The following is a 16296-nucleotide window of genomic DNA, read 5'->3' as shown; positions in this document are numbered from 1 at the left end:
GTCGGCGTGTGGGCGGGACGGTTCCCGCCAGTCGAAGATGAGCGTCATCGCGCACCTATCGCGACACCGGTGAAGGTCTGGTTGACGTGCATGGCGTTGTACTGCTCGCCGTAGGCGCAGAAGCCGATGACGTTGTGCCGCGCCAGCGCCGCCGACATGACGTGCTTGAGCTGCCGCTGCTCCAGCTCCAGCCGGCGCAGGATGCAGTCGCAGCCGAGCACGAGGTCCGGCGGCCCGCCGACCTCCGCCGCCAGCTTGCGCATCATCTCCTCGAGATTCTCCACCGGGTCGACGCCGCGGGCGACGGTCAGCACGATGCCCTCGTCGATGGCGCAGTAGAAGGTCAGGCTCTCGTCGTCGTTGACCTTCTGGATGGAGCGGACATGGTACTCGCCCCCCACCCGCACCACGACGGGATAGGCGGCGAAGATCAGGGGGGTCAGCGGCTCCCCCTCCAGCCCGACCATGCGCGCGTACTCGCGGCCCGCCGGCTCGGCGTTGATCTCGGTGACGATGCGGCGCTGCGGGTCGGCGCCGGTCACCACCATCTTGGCGTCGGACGCCACGAAATGCTCGGTCCGGAAGACCACGAAGCGGCGCGCCGTGGTGACCAGCATCAGCACGGCGGCGTTGGTGTGGAACCGCCCCTCGTGCAGGACGAAGGTGCGCTCGAACCGCAGCTCGTCCCCGGCGGAGCCGCCGAACAGCGGGATGTCCATCAGCACGCTGTGCAGCGCGCTGACCACCATCTCCTCCGCCCGCGACATGCCGTCGATCATCAGGAAGGCGAAGCTGCCATGGTCGGGAAAGGCGTCGGCGCGGGCGGCCAGCGCGACGTCGCGCTGCTCCATCAGGCTGCGCAGGACGCGCGGCGCCTCGGCGATGGAGAAGCGGTCGAGGTCGTCGATGCGCTGGGTGGCGATGGTGAAGTCGGCGCGCGGGAAGCCGATCCCGACCAGCGATCCGGCGGCGTAGCCGAAGGGCGTGATCTCGCCCGCCGTGGTGCAGCCGACCACCGGCACCGGCCCGAACAGCTCGGCCAGCGCCGCCGCCAGTTCCACCCGGTCATAGTGCGCGGAGCAGAAGACCAGAACCATCTCCAGTTCGGCGACGGCGGCGGGGTTCCGTCCGCACAGCCCCTCGAAGAGGTCCCGCGCGGCGGCGCGGGCGTCCTCCGCCATGGAGACGGCCCTTGGCAGGGGCGGGCTGGGCGCGGGGCTGCTGGGCGGAGCATCGGAGAGGAGAGCGTCCGAGGCCGGATGGCTGGTCACAATGCGGGTCCCGAAAAGCATCGGCATGGCATCCAACACCCCAGGCCGCCACCCGACGCCGGAAGGCCGGCCGGGGAACGTGGGCGGATGACCCATAGGTTACTTCAGCGACGCCCGCCGGGCAAAGCCGGCGCGGGGGTGCGGGCATGCGACCATGGTCTAAGACGGCGTGGCGCCGTCCACGCTCAGCCGGCCCTGCTCAGCCGGCCCTGCTCAGCCGGTCCGGCGCGCCATCGTCTCGCGGCCGCGCGCCGGCGTGCTTCGCTTCTTCGCTTCACCCGGCGGGACGCCGTTCATCAGGAAGCGCAGCGTCGGCGAGCGGCGGACCAGCCCGTGATGGACGGCCAGCGGCACGAACAGGCCGACCGTGGTGATCGCGGCGAATTCCAGCAGCGGCGGCGCGGTGACGGCGAGCAGGGCGAAGCCGGCGGCCATGACCACCAGATGGTGCAGCAGATAGATGGTGTAGGAGGCCTGCGACAGCGCCCGCACCCGGCGGCTCTCCGCCGAGAAGAAGGACTGCGTCAGGCCGAGGACGAAGCGGAAGGCCGACCAGGCGGCGACGGCGCGCAGCGCCTCGTCGAGGAAGCGCACCGGCATGGGCTTCTCCACGCCGACCATGCCGATGTGGATGGCGAAGCAGACCAGATAGGTCAGCGCCACGCCCCAGCTCGCCTTGGCGTAGCGCGCGGCTCCGCCCGGCCAGTGGGCGATCAGCACGCCGACCGCGAAGAAGCCGCCCGAGACGACGACGCTCACCGCCGTGGAGTTGGTCGGCACCAGCGGCGTCACCAGCCAGTCGGAGATGTTGTCGAAGCCCAGCACCCCCATCATGACGAGGCTGAGCAGGAGCGGCGGCAGCCAGTCCGGCGGGTCGGCCAGCCAGCGGGCCAGCCCCGGCGCGCGCTCCGCCAGCCGCCGGTGCAGGGCGACCAGCAGCGGGTAGGTGAGGCAGAGCGCCAGCACGCTGATGAACAGCTCGACCAGGAACCACAGATGGTAGACGAGCCCGCCGCTCCAGAAGGCCGCGGGGATGGTCTGGGTGAGGAACTCGCTTGCGGTCAGGCCGGGGTCGATGGCGCGGCTTTCCATCCACAGTTGCGCGACGTTCAGCGTCGCCGCCATGGCGACGAGCGGCACCAGCAGCCGCGAAGCGCGCGAGGTCAGCGTGGCCCGCGGCCCGTGGCGGCGCAGGCTGTGGGTGATCAGCAGGCCGGAGATCAGGAAGAAGGCGGGCATGCGGAAGCTGTGGATGAAGTCCGCGAACAACCCGATCCAGGCGATGCCGTCGGGGGAGTTCATCACCCAGTCGTAGCCCGGCGTGTAGATCAGCGCCGCGTGGTAGGGAACGCCGAGGATCATCAGCAGGCTGCGCGCCGCGTCCAGCGAATGATCCCGTGTGCCGCCCATTCCAATTGATACGCCCGCCGCCGCCATCGCCCTCACCTTTCGGGGTCTCTTTCGTTTCGCCTCTCCGAACGAACGCGCCAGGGCATCGTCCGGACGCGCTAGGGGCGGCGGCGCATCCGGGGAACCAAGGTGGGGGTAAGCCTTTTCCGCCGGTTGCGCTCCCTCTGGAGCGGCGTGCGCCGAGGGTTCACGCCGATGGGCCGAACCTGCTACAAGACCGCTGCGGAGCGCTCGCATTCACGCGGGTGGCGCCGTCGTTCGCGCCCGTATTTCCGCGGGTGGCTATTGGAGGATTCCGTCATGCTCTGGCTCGCCGCCTACATCGGCAGCGTACTCGCCATCAACTACGCCTTCAGCCTCGCGCCGCATCTGGACCTCGTGTGGTCCTGCTGGGCCGGGTTGATCTTCATCCTGCGCGACATGGTCCAGGTCCGCTACGGCCACTGGTCGCTGGCCGCCATGCTGGCCGCCACGGTTCTGTCCTTCCTGCTGGCCGACCCCTTCGTCGCGACGGCCAGCGTCACCGCCTTCGCGGTGTCGGAACTGATCGACTGGGGCGTCTTCACCGTCACCCGCCGCCCGCTGCGCGATCGGCTGTGGATCAGCGCCGCCCTGTCGGTGCCGGTGGACACGGCTTTGTTCTTCGGCATGCTCGGCATCTGGGACCCGACGGTCTGGGCGGCCAGCCTCGCGTCCAAGCTGGTCGGCGTGTCGGCGGTGTGGATGCTGATGCGCGCGCGGGCGGACCGGCCGGCGACGGCTTGATCCAAACGGATTTGGCAATCGCCGACTCGGGGCCCCACCGGTTTCGCCGCGGGTGTTCCCGGCATCGTCGAGGGGCCGCGGCGTCGGCGATCGCCAAAAGGGCCAGGGGCGTCAGACCAACGAGGCCACCGTTTCGGTGGTCTGGCGGGGACTGGGCGCCTCGTCGGGAATCTCGACCAGGAAGATGGCGCCGCGGCCCGGACGCGACAGCACCCGGACCCGGTAGCCGAGCAGCCGGCTGAGCCGGGCCACGGTGGCGAGGCCGAGGCCGAGGCCCTTGCGCCGGTCGCGCTCCGGATTGCCGATCTGGTAGAAGTCCTCGAAGATCAGATGAAGCCGGTCCTGCGGGATGCCGGGGCCGGTGTCCTGCACCTTGATGGCGGTGAAGCCGCGCGCCTGCCGGCAGGTCACCCGGATGGTGCCGCTGTGGGTGTATTTCAGCGCGTTGCTCAACAGGTTGCGGACGATCCGCTCCAGCATCGCCGGGTCGGTCGTCACGCGGGCGCCGCCGCAGGTGACGCGAAAGCCCAGCCCCTTGCCGGCGGCCTCAAGCCGGCCTTCCTCGCAGATGCGCTCCAGGAAGACGGGCAGGTCCAGCTCGGCCAGCTGCGGGCTGATCACGCCGGTTTCCAGCATGGCGATGTCCATCAGCGAGTTCAGCAGGCGCTGCGTCGCCTCGAACCCTTCGCCCGCGGCGTCCACCAGCTTGCGCAGCCGGGCGTTGTCCGCCTGCTCGCCGATCATGTGCAGATAGATGCCCAGCGTCTGGAGCGGCTGGCGCAGGTCGTGGCTGGCGGCGGCGAGGAAGCGCGACTTGGCGGCGTTGGCCTGTTCCGCCTCCGCCCGCGCCCGCGCCAGCGCGTCGTAGCTGCGGCGCAGTTCGGCCATGCGGTCGCGGTCCTGCAGCACGGAATTGACGGTGGCGACCAGAAGCAGGGTGATGATCAGGCCGGCGAACAGCACCGCCCGCGGCGTGGCGCTGGCCACGCTGTCCTCGAAGGCGTGGGTGCCGGACAGGACCAGCGTCCAGGGGCGCCCGAACACCTGGATGCGCAGGGTGTCGCGGAAGGCCTCCCGGCTGGGCGCGGAATCGAACATCAGCGCGTCCGGCGTGGCCTCCGCCCCGTCATAGACGCGGATGTCCAGCAGTTGGGACGCGCCCTGGCCCATGATGCTGCGCATGAGGTCGTGCGCGCGGAAGGGGCTGTAGACGAAGCCGAGCAGCGCTTCCCGCCGGTCGGCGGGGGTGGTCAGCGGCAGGGTCTGGTCGTAGACCGGCACATAGATGAGGAAGCCTGGCTGCACGTCCTCCTCGGTTTCCTGGACCAGCCGCAGCCGGGCGGTCGCCGCGGCGGTGCCGGTGCTCCGGGCGCGCTCCATGGCGGTCTGGCGGGTCGGTTCGGCGTGCATGTCGAAGCCGAAGGCCCGCAGGTTGCGGCTGGCGAAGGGCTCGATGTAGACGATGGGGAAATATTCGGACCGCTCCCCCTCCGGCGTCACGCGGTAGCTGTAGAAGCCGGCGGCGTGGAGCGACGCCTCGTGCTGCTCCCGGTCGGACGCCTTCACGCGCTTGGCGTAGCCGATCCCCTGGATGCCGGGATAACGGTCCTCCACATGCAGGCCGGTGACGTAGGCGCGCCATTCGGTGCGGCTGACCTGCCCGCCGCCGGCGTCCACCATCGCCACGGCACCCTGGAGCATCTGCTCGTAGGTGTCGAGCCGCTCCGTGACGTCGCCCGCCAGATCGCGGGACAGCGCGCGGAAGCGCGTCTCGGCCAGCCGATGGTTCTGCTCGGTCAACAGCAGCCAGGCGAGGCCGGTCAGCAGCAGTCCCAGCCCGAAGACCACCCAGCTTTCCCAGGACCGGAACAGCCGCCCGTCGGGAACGGCGGCGCGCTTGCGCTTCGGCCCGTTGTGCGTTGGCCCGTTGTGCCTTGGCTTGGGTGGCGCGGTGGGCGCCGGTGGTAAGGGAACGTCCATGCCGGTCCGGCCCGTCACGCCGTGCCGGCGGGCTGCTCCCGCAGCACCTTGGTCAGCACCGCCTGGAGATGGGGCGGCAGCACCGGCTTCTGCAGGACGGTCAGCCCGCGGGCGCGGGCGTCGCGCAGCCCTTCGGTGGAGGTGTCGCCGGTGATGATGACGCCCGGCACTTCGGCCCCGGCCTCCGCGCGGATGCGGTCGATGGCCTGCACGCCGGTGCGCCCCTCGCGCAGGCGGTAGTCGGCCAGGATGGCGTGCGGTGTTTCCCCGGCGATGGACAGGCGGTCGATGGCCTCGCCCTCGCTTTCGGCGGTGACGACCCGGTACCCCCACATCTCCAGCAGGAGGTTGAGGGCCTGCAGAACCGTCCGCTCGTCGTCGATCACCATGACGAGCTTGTCCTGGTCGTCGTCACCCGCGGGAGTCACTGTGTCCAATCCATCCGTTCACAAGGGCCGGTGATCGTACAGACCAACAGGCCAAACCAACAGGCCAGACCAACAGGCATCCGGCCAGAAAAGAGTACCGCACCCGTGAGACGGGCGCCATGCAGAGGGGCGGCTGTGTAGCACAGACGATGGTTTGTTCGGTCAGTACATTTGTCCTATTACCTCCATTGCGTGCCTATGGCCGAGGTGGCGAAGCCACGCATTCCTGGCGGATTCGATCAAAAGCATTGAGCTGGCGAAGCGCATCGTCCATTCTTCCGGCCCTCCGGACAGTCCTATGACCTTCCTTCGGGCGACCAATATCTTCGGGCGGCGGCAATGACGGGCGAACGCATCCATCTGTACGACACGACGCTGCGCGACGGGGCGCAGACCCAGGACGTGGATTTCTCCGTCGCCGACAAGATCGCCATCGCCCGCGACCTCGACCGGCTGGGAATCGACTATGTGGAAGGCGGCTGGCCCGGTGCCAACCCGACCGACGACCAGTTCTTCGCCGAGGCGCCGGACCTCGCCCGCTCGACCTTCACCGCCTTCGGCATGACGCGCCGTCCCGGCCGCAGCACCGCGAACGACCCGCAGCTCGCCGCCCTGATCCAGTCCAAGGCGCGCGCCGTCTGCATCGTCGGCAAGACCTGGGACTTCCACGTCGACGTCGCGCTGGCCATCCCGCGCGAGGAGAACATCGAGCTGATCGCCGACAGCATCGCCGCGCTGAAGGCCGCCAAGGGCGAGGCTCTGTTCGACGCCGAGCATTTCTTCGACGGCTACAAGCGCAACCCGGCCTACACCGCCTCCTGCATCAAGGCCGCCTACGCGGCGGGGGCGCGCTGGGTCGTGCTGTGCGACACCAACGGCGGCACGCTGCCCCATGAGATCGACGCGATCGTCCGTCGGGTGATCGAAGAGCATGGCATTCCCGGCGACCGGCTGGGCATCCACTGCCACAACGACACCGAGAACGCCGTCGCCAACTCGCTGGCCGCGGTGCGCGCCGGGGTGCGGATGGTGCAGGGGACGATCAACGGCTTGGGAGAGCGCTGCGGCAACGCCAACCTCGTGTCGCTGATCCCGTCGCTGATGCTGAAGATGGGCTACGACGTCGGCATCCGGCCCGCCGACCTGCCGCTGCTGACCGAGATCAGCCGCAAGTTCGACGAGCGGCTGAACCGCGCGCCGAACCGCCACGCCCCCTACGTCGGCGCCAGCGCCTTCGCCCACAAGGGCGGGCTGCACGTCTCCGCCGTGGAGAAGGACCCGTCCTCCTACGAGCATGTCGAGCCGGAGGCGGTCGGCAACCGCCGGCAGATCGTCATGTCGGACCAGGCGGGCCGCGCCAACGTCATCGCCCGGCTGCGCGAGATGGGCATGGCCGTGGACCCGAAGGACGAACGGCTGAACCGCCTGCTCGACCTCGTGAAGCAGCGCGACACCGAGGGCTACGCCTACGACACCGCCGAGGCCAGCTTCGAGCTGCTGGTCCGCCGCGAGCTGGGCGAGGTGCCCGACTATTTCACCCTGAAGCGCTTCCACGTCACCGACGAGCGCCGCTACAACGCCAAGGGCGAGCTGGTGGTGGAGTCCGAGGCCGTCGTCCGCGTGAGGATCGGCGGCAAGGAGTATCACGAGGTGGCGTCGGGCAACGGTCCGGTGAACGCGCTGGACACCGCGATGCGCAAGGCGCTGGAGCCGCTGTACCCGCTGCTCGACGGGGTGAAGCTGTCCGACTACCGCGTGCGCATCCTGGCGGCCAAGGACGGCACCGGGGCCATGCCGCGCGTGCTGATCCGTTCGCGCAACGGCGACGGGCAGGAATGGTCGACGCTGGGCGTCTCCACCAACATCATCGAGGCGTCGATGGAGGCGCTGGTGGACAGTTACACATTCAAGCTGTTTAAAGGCGGCGCAACACCGCGAAGCTGAGACCAACGTTCCGATCATGACCTCCGGCAAAGACCCCACCCGGCCCTCCGTCCTCGGCGGCCCGACCATCATCCTCGTGCAGCCCCAGCTCGGCGAGAACATCGGCGCCTGCGCGCGGGCCATGCTGAATTGCGGCCTGACCGAGCTGCGTCTGGTGAAGCCGCGCGACGGCTGGCCGAACGAGAAGGCGGTGGCCGCGGCGTCGGGCGCCGATCCGGTGCTGGACGGGGCCAAGCTCTACGAGACGACGGCGGAGGCCGTGGCCGACCTGAACGTGGTCTTCGCCACCACCGTCCGCACCCGCGGGATGATCCAGGAGTTCGTCACCCCGCGCGTCGCCGCGACGGAACTGCGTGCCCACGTCGACTCCGGGCACAAGACCGGCGTGCTGTTCGGGCCGGAGCGCACCGGTCTGGTCAACGACGACCTGACGCTGGCTTCAACGCTGATCACCGTGCCGCTGAATCCGGCCTTCTCCTCGCTCAATCTGGCGCAGGCGGTCCTGCTGATCGGCTACGAGTGGTTCCAGACCGGCGAGACCCCGCCCGACCGCCTGCTGCACACCGGCCAGACCCGCCCGGCGACCAAGGCGGAGCTGCTGAACTTCTTCGAGCATCTGGAAGGCGACCTCGACCGCACCGGCTTCTTCACCTCGCCGGAGAAGCGCCCCTCCATGGTCCGCACCCTGCGCAACGCGCTGGAGCGGATGCAGATGACCGAGCAGGAGGTCCGCACCTTCCACGGCGTCGTCGCGGCGCTGACCGGACGGCGCAAGGGCGAACCGTAACCCTCTTCCCGAACCTCTTTCCTTCCGGGGCGAATCGCGGCCTATACTGCCCCATGGAATACACCTTGCAGCATATGGACGTTGGCCTCGTCCTGCTCGACGGCGACCGGCGCGTGGTGTCGGTCAACGCGTCCGTGGCGCGGATGCTGGGGCGCGACCGTCCGCTGCTGGGGGCCAGCCTGCACGACCTGCACCCGCCGGGCAGCCGCGCCAAGGTGGAACTGCTGCTGGCCGCGGCGCACGACCCGGACTCCCCGGCGGCGGCCAGCTCCATGATGGTGGCCCTGCCGGGGCGGACCATCGTGGTGAAGGCCACCGCCCTGCCGCCGGGCGGCGGGGCCGCGCTGGCCCTAATGCTGTTCGAGGTGAACGGGAAAGCGCTTCCCGAGCCGGTTCCGCCGTCGCCCGCGGACGCGGCGCCCGAGCCGGTCACGCCGCTGGTGAAGCTGCCGATCACGACGCGCCAGGGCGTGGTGCTGATCGACCCCGCCGACGCGGTCTATGTGCAGGCCGACGGCCATTACACGCGGGTCCACACGGCGGACGGCGCCTTCTTCTGCTCGCTCTCCCTGTCGGATCTGGAGGCGCGGCTCGACGGGCGGCAGTTCGTGCGGGCGCACCGCCGCTATCTGGTCAACCTGCGCCACGCCCAGGCCATCGACCGCAGCGACGGGCGGGCCGCCTTCGTCATGGCCGCTCCCGGCTCCCCCCGCGTGCCGGTCAGCCGCGGCCGGATCGAGCGGTTGAAGAAGCTGTTGGCGCTTTAGCCTTTCTCCTCACGCGCATCAGGGTTGTTCCCGCCGGGCTGTGACATCCCGGGCCGGTTGATCCGTCTCAATCGTCCGGCGCCGCCGCAGGCGTAGAACAAAGCCATGGCCGGCGCCCGCATCGGGTGGGCGCCACGATGACGAGGAGACACGGCCATGGCTTTCCTGGACGACGACCGCGCCTATGTGGACCAGCTCGTGGTGGAGTATTACGGCGACCGCCTGACCGCGCTCTCGCCGGAGCGTCTCGCCGCCCTGCACGCCCTGTTCGGCGAGGTGATGTGGCACGAGGGGATCGAGGCGCTGACCCCGCAGCGGCTGAACACGCTGCTGGACTTCACCGAGGAAGATCTGTCAGACGCGGCCTGAGTGGGGCGCCTGACTGGTAAGAGCGCGAACCGTTCGCGCAGGACTCCCGCCGTTCACGCCGTCCGCCCGCCGTTCGTGCAGCGGGTCTTGTTCCTGGACCCGCCTTCCGCGATGAGGGATGTCAACACAACCCTCTTCCGCAGGAAGCACGACCGTGGATGCAACCGACACTCCCGACCGCTACGTCTCCTTCAAGGGCATCGACTGCGAGGGCAACTCCCGCCGCATCATCGAGCGCCTGTACATGCACATCGACGACCCGGCCAAGACCAACGCCTTCTGGGAACGCTTCCGGGCGAAGCTGGCCGTGGCCGACGATCCGTTGAAGCGTCAGGCGGACGGGCTGTGCCTGCTCTGCGCCAACGTCTATTACATTTCCGACCTGTTCGAAGAGCATGAGGACGAGGAAGGGCTCGCCATGCTCCGCCAGCTGGAAGACGAGTGCTGCTGACGCAGTGTGGTGGACTCATGGTTTGACAAGGCGCGCCGAATCCGTATAGTGCGCGCCTTCACTCCTGGGAAAGCGGGCGTGCCTCTTGTTTGCGCCCCGTCCGCGGCCTGTTCCGCGGAACTACCGGGACAAAACCAACTCGTGTTCCATCGAGGACCAAAATGGCCAAGCGTCAACAGTCCAAGTACAAGATCGACCGCCGCCTCGGCGTCAACCTCTGGGGCCGTGGCAAGTCGCCGATCAACAAGCGTGAGTATGGCCCCGGCCAGCACGGCCAGCGCCGCAAGAAGCCGTCCGACTACGGCCTGCAGCTCATGGCGAAGCAGAAGCTGAAGGGCTACTACGGCAACATCGGCGAGAAGCAGTTCCGCCGCATCTACGCCGAGGCCGTGCGCCGCAAGGGCGACACCGGCGAGAACCTGGTGGGCCTGCTGGAGCGCCGCCTGGACGCGGTGGTCTACCGCATGAAGTTCGCGCCGACCCCGTTCGCCGCGCGCCAGATCATCAACCACGGCCACATCCTGGTCAATGGCCGCCGCCTGAACATCCCGTCGGCCCAGATCAAGGAAGGCGACACCATCGAGGTGCGCGCCAAGTCCAAGCAGATGGCCCTCATCCTCGAGGCCACCGCCTCGGGTGAGCGCGACACCCCGGACTACCTGGAAGTCGACACGGGCGCCCTGAAGGGCCGCTTCGTCCGCGTCCCGCTGCTGGCCGACATTCCGTACCCGGTCCAGATGGAACCGAACCTGGTCGTCGAGTTCTACTCGCGCTGACCGTTCGGCCCAGCCGACACAAGAAAGGCCGCGCCTCCGGGCGCGGCCTTTTTCGTTTGGGATCGGAGGTCGTGCCTCAAGACGGCGTCCGCAAGACCCCTTCGGACAGGGCCGCTCCGTGGAGAATGCGCAGAACCCTGAGCGCATCCGGCCCCTGGCGGCGGTAGTAGATTAGGTGGCGGTCAAACCCGGCGACGGGCCACGCCCGGATGCCGCGAAGCGCTGGATTTCGCCAAAGCCGGGTCGATCCTATGTCGGGATGCTCGGCGATCCGGGCGAAGCTGCGGTCGATGGCGGTCAAAAAGCGTTCGGCAGCCGCTTCATCCCGAAGGCCGATGTAGGTGTAATGGTCGAGAATGTCCTTCCGCGCGCGTGGGCTTGGAAAGATGCGCATGGCCATCAGCGGTCTTTGCGTGTCGCGGCCAGCGTTGCCCGGCATTCGGCCCGCATTGCCTCGGCATCCCACTCCCCGCCGTCTCCTTCAAGCCCTTCCAACAAGGCGCCTTCCAGAGCGTCGTCGGATGCATCGCGGGCATCGGCAGCGATGAGATAGGCAAGATAGGAGGCGACATCCTGGAAGCCGGCTTCGCTGGCGCGGCGTTCAGCCATCTGTTCGATGTTGCGCGGCAGAATCACGCTCATGCCCGTCTCCTTCGCTCGGTTCAGGATAACAGCCGATTCCCGGAACGGGCAACGTCGGCGCTGGTGGCCCGGTGGAAAGAAACCCGGTGGAAAGAAAAAAGCCGGAACCCTTGCGGGTCCCGGCCTTGAGGTGCGGGGATCGGGGGCAATCCCCGCGGGGGAGGAGGATCAGGCGTCGGCCGTTTCCAGCGCCGGATAGTCGGTGTAGCCGCGGGCGTCGCCGCCGTAGTAGCTGGCCTTGTCCGGGGTGTTCAGCGCCGCGTCGCGGCGGAAGCGCTCCGGCAGGTCCGGGTTGGCGATGAAGGGCTCGCCGAAGCTCACCGCGTCCGCCGCGCCGGCGGCGATGGCCGCCTCGGCCTGTTCCTTGCTGTAGCCGCCGTTGATGATGAAGGGACCCTTGAAAATCCGGCGCAACTCCGCCGCGAGGTGCGGGGCGCCGTCCGGCGGGGCCATGTGGTGGCCCGGCTGGCCTTCGATGACGTGCAGGAAGGCGAGGCCGAAGGGGTTCAGCGCCTCGGTGACGTGGGTGTAGAGCGCCCGCGGGTCGCTGTCCGCCATGTCGTTGAAGGTGCCGGTGGGCGACAGCCGGACGCCGACCCGGCCGGGGCCGACGGCGGTGGTCACCGCGTCCACGATCTCCAGCAGGAAGCGCGCCCGGTTCTCCACGCCGCCGCCGTAGCGGTCGGTGCGCTTGTTTGTGCGGTCGCGCAGGAACTGGTCGATCAGGTAGCCGTTGGCGCCATGGATCTCCACCCCGTCCAGCCCGGCGTCGAACACCGCGCGCTTGGCGGCGTCGGCGAAGGCCTTGACCAGGCCGGGGATCTCGTCGGTCTCCAGGGCCCGCGGGGTGGGGAAGGGCACCAAGCCCTTGCTGGTGTAGGACTCGCCGGCGGCGGCGATGGCCGAGGGAGCGACCGGCAGGGCGCCGTTCGGCTGGAACTCCGTGTGGGAGATGCGGCCGACGTGCCAGAGCTGCGCGGCGATCAGGCCACCCTTGGCGTGGACCTCCTCCGCGATGCGGCGCCAGGCGAGCGTCTGCGCGTCGGTGTGGAGGCCCGGCGTGCTGGGATAGCCCTGGGCGGTGGCCGAGACCTGCGTCGCCTCGGTGATGATGAGGCCGGCGGAGGCGCGCTGGCCGTAATACTCGGCCATCAGCGGAGTCGGGACGTTGCCCTCGCCAGCACGGCTGCGGGTCATCGGCGCCATGATGACGCGGTTCGGCAGCTCCATGGAGCCAAGAAGCAGCGGCGTGAACAGATCGGCGGTGGTCATGATGCGGTTGCCCTCTCGATTCAAGAATCGGGTCCCAATTTGAGGCATCCCAAAGCGGGGTCCGGGGTTCCGCGGGTTGGGCGGTGCCCGGTATGTATGTGAGTACATACATGTCAGGATCATCCGGGCTTGTCAAGTATGCACGTGCATACCTATTATCATTTCAGCCGCCGCACGGATCGGCGGCCAGTGAGAGGGCCTGCATCGTGGACAAGACCGACACCCCGACCACCGTCTCGGCCGTTGATGAGGGCTGTTGCGGCACCGGAGCGGACGCGCCCGCGCGCAAGCGCGACCGCGAAGCCACCAAGGGCGTCCTGCTGGACGCGGCCAAGATGGTGTTCGCCGAGCGCGGCTTCGACGCCGCGACCACGCGCGACATCGCCGGCCGCGCGGGTGTGAACGAGCAGCTGATCCAGCGCTATTTCTCCGGCAAGGCCGGGTTGCTGCTGGCCGTCGTCGAGCGCTACGGGCGCGAGGAGGGGAGCGGCTGCGCCATGTCGCCGCCCGGCGACGACCTGGAGGAGGATCTGGCGGCCTTCCTGCTGCACCAGCTCCGCCACGCCTGGAAGTGCCGCGACTTCACGCGGGTGATGCTGGCCCGCGCTCTGGTCGATCCGGACATCGCGAACGAGATGGCCCGCACCCTGTCGGAAAGCCGAATCCCCTGCCTGCTCAGCCGGCTGGAGATCTTCCGCGCGCGCGGGGCGATCGCGGCGGACGCCGACCTTGCCCACGTCGCGGCGGGCATCGCCACGCTCAGCTTCGGGCTGGGCTTCCTCGATCAGGTGGTGTTCGGGCGCTGCCCGGACCGGGTCAACGAGGTGGTGAAGACGCTCGCCCACACCATGGCCCACGGCCTCGCGCCGCGGGCCTGAGCCGCCTCAGTCGGCGCGGCAGGCAGCGATGCGGGCCTGCTCGGCCCGGTTCTGCTCGGCCCGGGCCTCGGCGCGGGCGGCGCGGTGGGTGAACAGCGCGTCCGCCGAGTAGAGCGCCAGCGCCACCCAGATGCAGACGAAGGCCAGCAGGTGGGAGGAGGTGAAGGCCTCCCCATAGACCGCGACGCCGAGCAGGAGCTGCCCGGTCGGGCTGATGTACTGCAGGATGCCGATGGTCGACAGCTTCAGCCGGGCGGCGCCGACCATGAACAGCACCAGCGGGATGGCCGTCACCGGGCCGGTCAGGATGATCAGCAGGTCGGTGCCCAGCCCGTGCGCGCCGAAACTCCCCAGCCCCTGGGCGTTCAGCCACAGCAGATAGACGATGGCCGGCGGCACCAGCAGCACCGTTTCCACCAGCAGTCCGATCAGCGGGTCGATGGCCGCCTTCTTGCGCACCAGCGCGTAAACGCCGAAGCTCAAGGCCAGCGACAGGGCCACCCAGGGAACCTCCCCGTAGGACAGGACGAGGCTCAGCACGCCCACCGCCGCGATCACGACCGCCACACCCTGCCGCTTCGACAGCCGCTCCTGAAGGAAGGCCATGCCCAGCAGCACGTTGATGATCGGGTTGATGTAGTAGCCGAGGCTGGACTGCACCAGATGGCCGTTGTTCACGGCCCAGATGAAGATGGTCCAGTTGCTGCCGATCAGCGCCGTCGTCACCAGGAAGATGCCCAGCCGCCGCCAGCTTCCCACCCCGCGCACGATGCCCGACAGGCCGCGCGTCGGCACCAGCCACAGCCCGACCAGCACCACCGTCCACAGCACCCGGTGGGCGACGACCTCCACCGCCCCGACGTTGCCGAGCTGCTTGAAGAAGATCGGCGCCAGCCCACCCCAGATCAGGAAGGCGGTCAGGGCGGCGGCGAAGCCCAGGGTGGCGGGGTTGCGCCCGTCGGCCTGCGGCAGGGAGGGAGAGGGAGTCTGGGCCATGGCTCCCCTTTACCATGCCCAAGAAATGGGCGATAGGAACGCCCCCTCATGCCCGCACTGCGCGCTGGGAATGCCGCATTTCCCGCAGGGGTTTTCCCGGTCAGCCCCCTCCGCCGCCTGCGGTGCCGCCTCCGCTTCCGCTGCCGGTGGGGGCTCCGTTCCGCGGCATCGCGCCGGACGACCCCGACGAGCCCCGGCCGATCGGGACGTTGGTGCCGACACCCTCGTTGCGGACCAGCGCGCGGGCCTCGCGCAGCCGCGTCACGCAGCCGTCCGGATCGCCCTTGCCGGCGGCGGACCGCGCCTCGCCAAGCAGGCCGCGCAGCCGGTCCTTCTGCTCGCCGGTCAGGGCGGTGTGGTTGCGCCCGCCGGCCACCACCTTGTCGCCGAGGAACAGGTCGGAGAAGCGGGACACCTCGTCCCGGCAGGCGGTCAGCCGCTCCTGCTTGGGAACCGTTCCGTCCTGCCCCTGCGCCAGAGCGGGAACAGCCATCAGAGCCAGCAGCGCCGCCGCTGGAAACACGCGCCTGTCCATGACCGGGCCTCCTTTTCCGTGCCTCTCCGTGCCGACACCTCCGCGGAATCGTCTATGGAAAAACAAGGGCCGGCCGCAGCCTGTTCCGCCAAAGGAAAAGGGCCCCGCCATGGCGGAGCCCTTTGTCACACGTCTGCGGCGCGGATGGCCGATCAGGCGTTGGCGCCCGTCGCGACGCCCTTGTCGGCCAGCAGCGACTGCAGCTCGCCCGACTCGTACATCTCGCGCACGATGTCGCAGCCGCCGACCAACTCGCCCTTGACGTAGAGCTGCGGGAAGGTCGGCCAGTTCGAGTAGTCCTTCAGCCCCTGGCGCAGGCCCGGGTCCTCCAGGATGTTGATGCCCTTGAACTTCACGCCGACGGTGCTGAGCACCTGGACGACGGCGGCGGAGAAGCCGCACTGCGGGAAGACGGGCGTGCCCTTCATGTACAGCACGACATCGTTGCCCTTGATGTCCTGCTCGATGCGATCCTTGACGTTCTGGTCAACCATGTCTCTCGGCCTTCTTACGATGTCGTCGTGTCTTGCGGAGTGTCTTGCGGGACGGCGTCCTACGCGCCTTCCGGCACGGCGGTGGTCAGGGCCAGGGCGTGCAGCTCCCCGCCCATCCGGCCCTGGAGGGCGGCGTAGACCATCTGGTGCTGCTGCACGCGCGACTTGCCCTTGAAGGCGGCGGAGGTGACCAGCGCGGCGTAATGGTCGCCGTCGCCGCGCAGGTCGGCGATCTCCACCGTCGCGTCCGGGATGCCTTCCCTGATGAGCTTCTCGATCACCGCGGCTTCCATCGCCATGGCCGTCATCCTGTTCCGTCAAACCCTGCCCATGCGGGCGCTGCCCGTATAATTAGGCGGAGCAACCGGGTTTGTCACCGGAGAAGCGACGACATTCCGCGGTGCGAAGGGTTTGGTGGTGTTGAAGCACTCGCCCCCTCCCTAGCCCTCCCCCGCTTCGCAGGGGAGGGGACTGATCTCCCTCTCCTGCGAAGCGGGGGAGGGAAGGGGCCCGCGGCGAAGCCGTGGGAAG

General features: G+C 69.0%; 19 protein-coding genes. 8 read left to right on the top strand and 11 right to left on the bottom strand.

The window, feature by feature from the left end:
• Positions 1 to 44: 44 nt before the first annotated feature.
• Both nosP and DXK32_RS29870 read right to left on the bottom strand, forming a co-directional pair.
• Positions 45 to 1181 (bottom strand): nitric oxide-sensing protein NosP, encoded by a 1137-nt coding sequence (nosP, locus tag DXK32_RS29875; protein WP_247877409.1) that lies wholly within the window; start codon positions 1179 to 1181, stop codon positions 45 to 47.
• Between the two features lie 303 nt (positions 1182 to 1484).
• Positions 1485 to 2681, bottom strand: a complete 1197-nt coding sequence (locus DXK32_RS29870; protein ID WP_162801418.1) for an acyltransferase family protein — start codon at positions 2679 to 2681, stop codon at positions 1485 to 1487.
• A gap of 300 nt (positions 2682 to 2981) precedes the next feature.
• On the opposite strand from DXK32_RS29870, the gene DXK32_RS29865 reads away from it, so the two are divergent.
• On the top strand, positions 2982 to 3446 hold the full coding sequence (locus DXK32_RS29865; protein WP_114861821.1) for a preQ0 transporter: 465 nt from the start codon (positions 2982 to 2984) through the stop codon (positions 3444 to 3446).
• A gap of 111 nt (positions 3447 to 3557) precedes the next feature.
• Here DXK32_RS29865 and DXK32_RS29860 read toward each other — a convergent pair whose 3' ends face one another.
• Together DXK32_RS29860 and DXK32_RS29855 are read right to left on the bottom strand one after the other, a co-directional pair.
• The gene (locus DXK32_RS29860; protein ID WP_114861820.1) at positions 3558 to 5426 is read right to left on the bottom strand and encodes a CHASE domain-containing protein; all 1869 of its coding nucleotides are present in this window, start codon (positions 5424 to 5426) and stop codon (positions 3558 to 3560) included.
• Positions 5427 to 5440: 14 nt separating this feature from the next.
• Positions 5441 to 5854: a response regulator gene (locus DXK32_RS29855; RefSeq protein WP_114861819.1), complete on the bottom strand. Its 414-nt coding sequence runs from the start codon at positions 5852 to 5854 to the stop codon at positions 5441 to 5443.
• A gap of 339 nt (positions 5855 to 6193) precedes the next feature.
• On the opposite strand from DXK32_RS29855, the gene cimA reads away from it, so the two are divergent.
• From cimA to rpsD, 6 genes are all read left to right on the top strand, one after another.
• Positions 6194 to 7798: a citramalate synthase gene (cimA, locus tag DXK32_RS29850; protein ID WP_114861818.1), complete on the top strand. Its 1605-nt coding sequence runs from the start codon at positions 6194 to 6196 to the stop codon at positions 7796 to 7798.
• A gap of 16 nt (positions 7799 to 7814) precedes the next feature.
• Positions 7815 to 8585, top strand: a complete 771-nt coding sequence (locus DXK32_RS29845) for an RNA methyltransferase (protein ID WP_114861817.1) — start codon at positions 7815 to 7817, stop codon at positions 8583 to 8585.
• Between the two features lie 53 nt (positions 8586 to 8638).
• The gene (locus tag DXK32_RS29840) at positions 8639 to 9352 is read left to right on the top strand and encodes a PAS domain-containing transcriptional regulator (RefSeq protein ID WP_114861816.1); all 714 of its coding nucleotides are present in this window, start codon (positions 8639 to 8641) and stop codon (positions 9350 to 9352) included.
• Between the two features lie 156 nt (positions 9353 to 9508).
• Positions 9509 to 9721, top strand: a complete 213-nt coding sequence (locus tag DXK32_RS29835) for a hypothetical protein (RefSeq protein WP_114861815.1) — start codon at positions 9509 to 9511, stop codon at positions 9719 to 9721.
• 154 nt (positions 9722 to 9875) lie between these two features.
• Positions 9876 to 10172: a N(2)-fixation sustaining protein CowN gene (gene cowN / locus DXK32_RS29830; protein ID WP_094303160.1), complete on the top strand. Its 297-nt coding sequence runs from the start codon at positions 9876 to 9878 to the stop codon at positions 10170 to 10172.
• A 161-nt stretch (positions 10173 to 10333) separates the two neighbouring features.
• A complete protein-coding gene (gene rpsD, locus DXK32_RS29825; RefSeq protein WP_014239501.1) occupies positions 10334 to 10948 on the top strand; it encodes a 30S ribosomal protein S4 in 615 nt (204 codons plus the stop codon).
• Positions 10949 to 11024: 76 nt separating this feature from the next.
• On the opposite strand, the gene DXK32_RS29820 is transcribed toward rpsD, so the two are convergent.
• The 3 genes from DXK32_RS29820 to DXK32_RS29810 form a co-directional block, all read right to left on the bottom strand.
• The gene (locus DXK32_RS29820; protein WP_162801417.1) at positions 11025 to 11348 is read right to left on the bottom strand and encodes a type II toxin-antitoxin system RelE/ParE family toxin; all 324 of its coding nucleotides are present in this window, start codon (positions 11346 to 11348) and stop codon (positions 11025 to 11027) included.
• Entirely contained in the window at positions 11348 to 11590 is a 243-nt protein-coding gene (locus DXK32_RS29815; protein ID WP_114861813.1) for a hypothetical protein, read from the bottom strand. The genes DXK32_RS29820 and DXK32_RS29815 overlap by 1 nt, the downstream gene beginning before the upstream one ends.
• 168 nt (positions 11591 to 11758) lie before the next feature.
• A complete protein-coding gene (locus DXK32_RS29810) occupies positions 11759 to 12862 on the bottom strand; it encodes an alkene reductase (RefSeq protein ID WP_114861812.1) in 1104 nt (367 codons plus the stop codon).
• Between the two features lie 206 nt (positions 12863 to 13068).
• Here DXK32_RS29810 and DXK32_RS29805 point away from each other — a divergent pair, with 206 nt between their 5' ends.
• Positions 13069 to 13740, top strand: a complete 672-nt coding sequence (locus tag DXK32_RS29805; protein ID WP_114861811.1) for a TetR/AcrR family transcriptional regulator — start codon at positions 13069 to 13071, stop codon at positions 13738 to 13740.
• A gap of 6 nt (positions 13741 to 13746) precedes the next feature.
• Here DXK32_RS29805 and rarD read toward each other — a convergent pair whose 3' ends face one another.
• From rarD to DXK32_RS29785, 4 genes are all read right to left on the bottom strand, one after another.
• Entirely contained in the window at positions 13747 to 14736 is a 990-nt protein-coding gene (rarD, locus tag DXK32_RS29800) for an EamA family transporter RarD (protein WP_114861810.1), read from the bottom strand.
• Positions 14737 to 14836: 100 nt separating this feature from the next.
• On the bottom strand, positions 14837 to 15271 hold the full coding sequence (locus tag DXK32_RS29795) for a hypothetical protein (RefSeq protein ID WP_114861809.1): 435 nt from the start codon (positions 15269 to 15271) through the stop codon (positions 14837 to 14839).
• Between the two features lie 152 nt (positions 15272 to 15423).
• On the bottom strand, positions 15424 to 15765 hold the full coding sequence (gene grxD, locus DXK32_RS29790; RefSeq protein WP_014239508.1) for a Grx4 family monothiol glutaredoxin: 342 nt from the start codon (positions 15763 to 15765) through the stop codon (positions 15424 to 15426).
• Between the two features lie 59 nt (positions 15766 to 15824).
• Positions 15825 to 16064, bottom strand: a complete 240-nt coding sequence (locus DXK32_RS29785) for a BolA family protein (protein WP_038531271.1) — start codon at positions 16062 to 16064, stop codon at positions 15825 to 15827.
• Positions 16065 to 16296: the final 232 nt, after the last annotated feature.

The organism is Azospirillum brasilense (genome assembly GCF_003349955.1).
Taxonomy (GTDB): domain Bacteria; phylum Pseudomonadota; class Alphaproteobacteria; order Azospirillales; family Azospirillaceae; genus Azospirillum; species Azospirillum brasilense_B.
Note: the sequence above shows the minus strand (reverse complement) of the source record. Positions and strands in the feature narration are given on the sequence as shown.

Bases quoted from the DNA above. Each gene is read 5' to 3' on its own strand.
- nosP (WP_247877409.1), bottom strand. From the start codon at position 1,181: ATGGCGGAGGACGCCCGCGCCGCCGCGCGGGACCTCTTCGAGGGGCTG.
- DXK32_RS29870 (WP_162801418.1), bottom strand. From the start codon at position 2,681: ATGGGCGGCACACGGGATCATTCGCTGGACGCGGCGCGCAGCCTGCTG.
- DXK32_RS29865 (WP_114861821.1), top strand. From the start codon at position 2,982: ATGCTCTGGCTCGCCGCCTACATCGGCAGCGTACTCGCCATCAACTAC.
- DXK32_RS29860 (WP_114861820.1), bottom strand. From the start codon at position 5,426: ATGGACGTTCCCTTACCACCGGCGCCCACCGCGCCACCCAAGCCAAGG.
- cimA (WP_114861818.1), top strand. From the start codon at position 6,194: ATGACGGGCGAACGCATCCATCTGTACGACACGACGCTGCGCGACGGG.
- DXK32_RS29845 (WP_114861817.1), top strand. From the start codon at position 7,815: ATGACCTCCGGCAAAGACCCCACCCGGCCCTCCGTCCTCGGCGGCCCG.
- DXK32_RS29840 (WP_114861816.1), top strand. From the start codon at position 8,639: ATGGAATACACCTTGCAGCATATGGACGTTGGCCTCGTCCTGCTCGAC.
- DXK32_RS29835 (WP_114861815.1), top strand. From the start codon at position 9,509: ATGGCTTTCCTGGACGACGACCGCGCCTATGTGGACCAGCTCGTGGTG.
- rpsD (WP_014239501.1), top strand. From the start codon at position 10,334: ATGGCCAAGCGTCAACAGTCCAAGTACAAGATCGACCGCCGCCTCGGC.
- DXK32_RS29820 (WP_162801417.1), bottom strand. From the start codon at position 11,348: ATGGCCATGCGCATCTTTCCAAGCCCACGCGCGCGGAAGGACATTCTC.
- DXK32_RS29815 (WP_114861813.1), bottom strand. From the start codon at position 11,590: ATGAGCGTGATTCTGCCGCGCAACATCGAACAGATGGCTGAACGCCGC.
- DXK32_RS29810 (WP_114861812.1), bottom strand. From the start codon at position 12,862: ATGACCACCGCCGATCTGTTCACGCCGCTGCTTCTTGGCTCCATGGAG.
- rarD (WP_114861810.1), bottom strand. From the start codon at position 14,736: ATGGCCCAGACTCCCTCTCCCTCCCTGCCGCAGGCCGACGGGCGCAAC.
- DXK32_RS29795 (WP_114861809.1), bottom strand. From the start codon at position 15,271: ATGGACAGGCGCGTGTTTCCAGCGGCGGCGCTGCTGGCTCTGATGGCT.
- grxD (WP_014239508.1), bottom strand. From the start codon at position 15,765: ATGGTTGACCAGAACGTCAAGGATCGCATCGAGCAGGACATCAAGGGC.
- DXK32_RS29785 (WP_038531271.1), bottom strand. From the start codon at position 16,064: ATGGCGATGGAAGCCGCGGTGATCGAGAAGCTCATCAGGGAAGGCATC.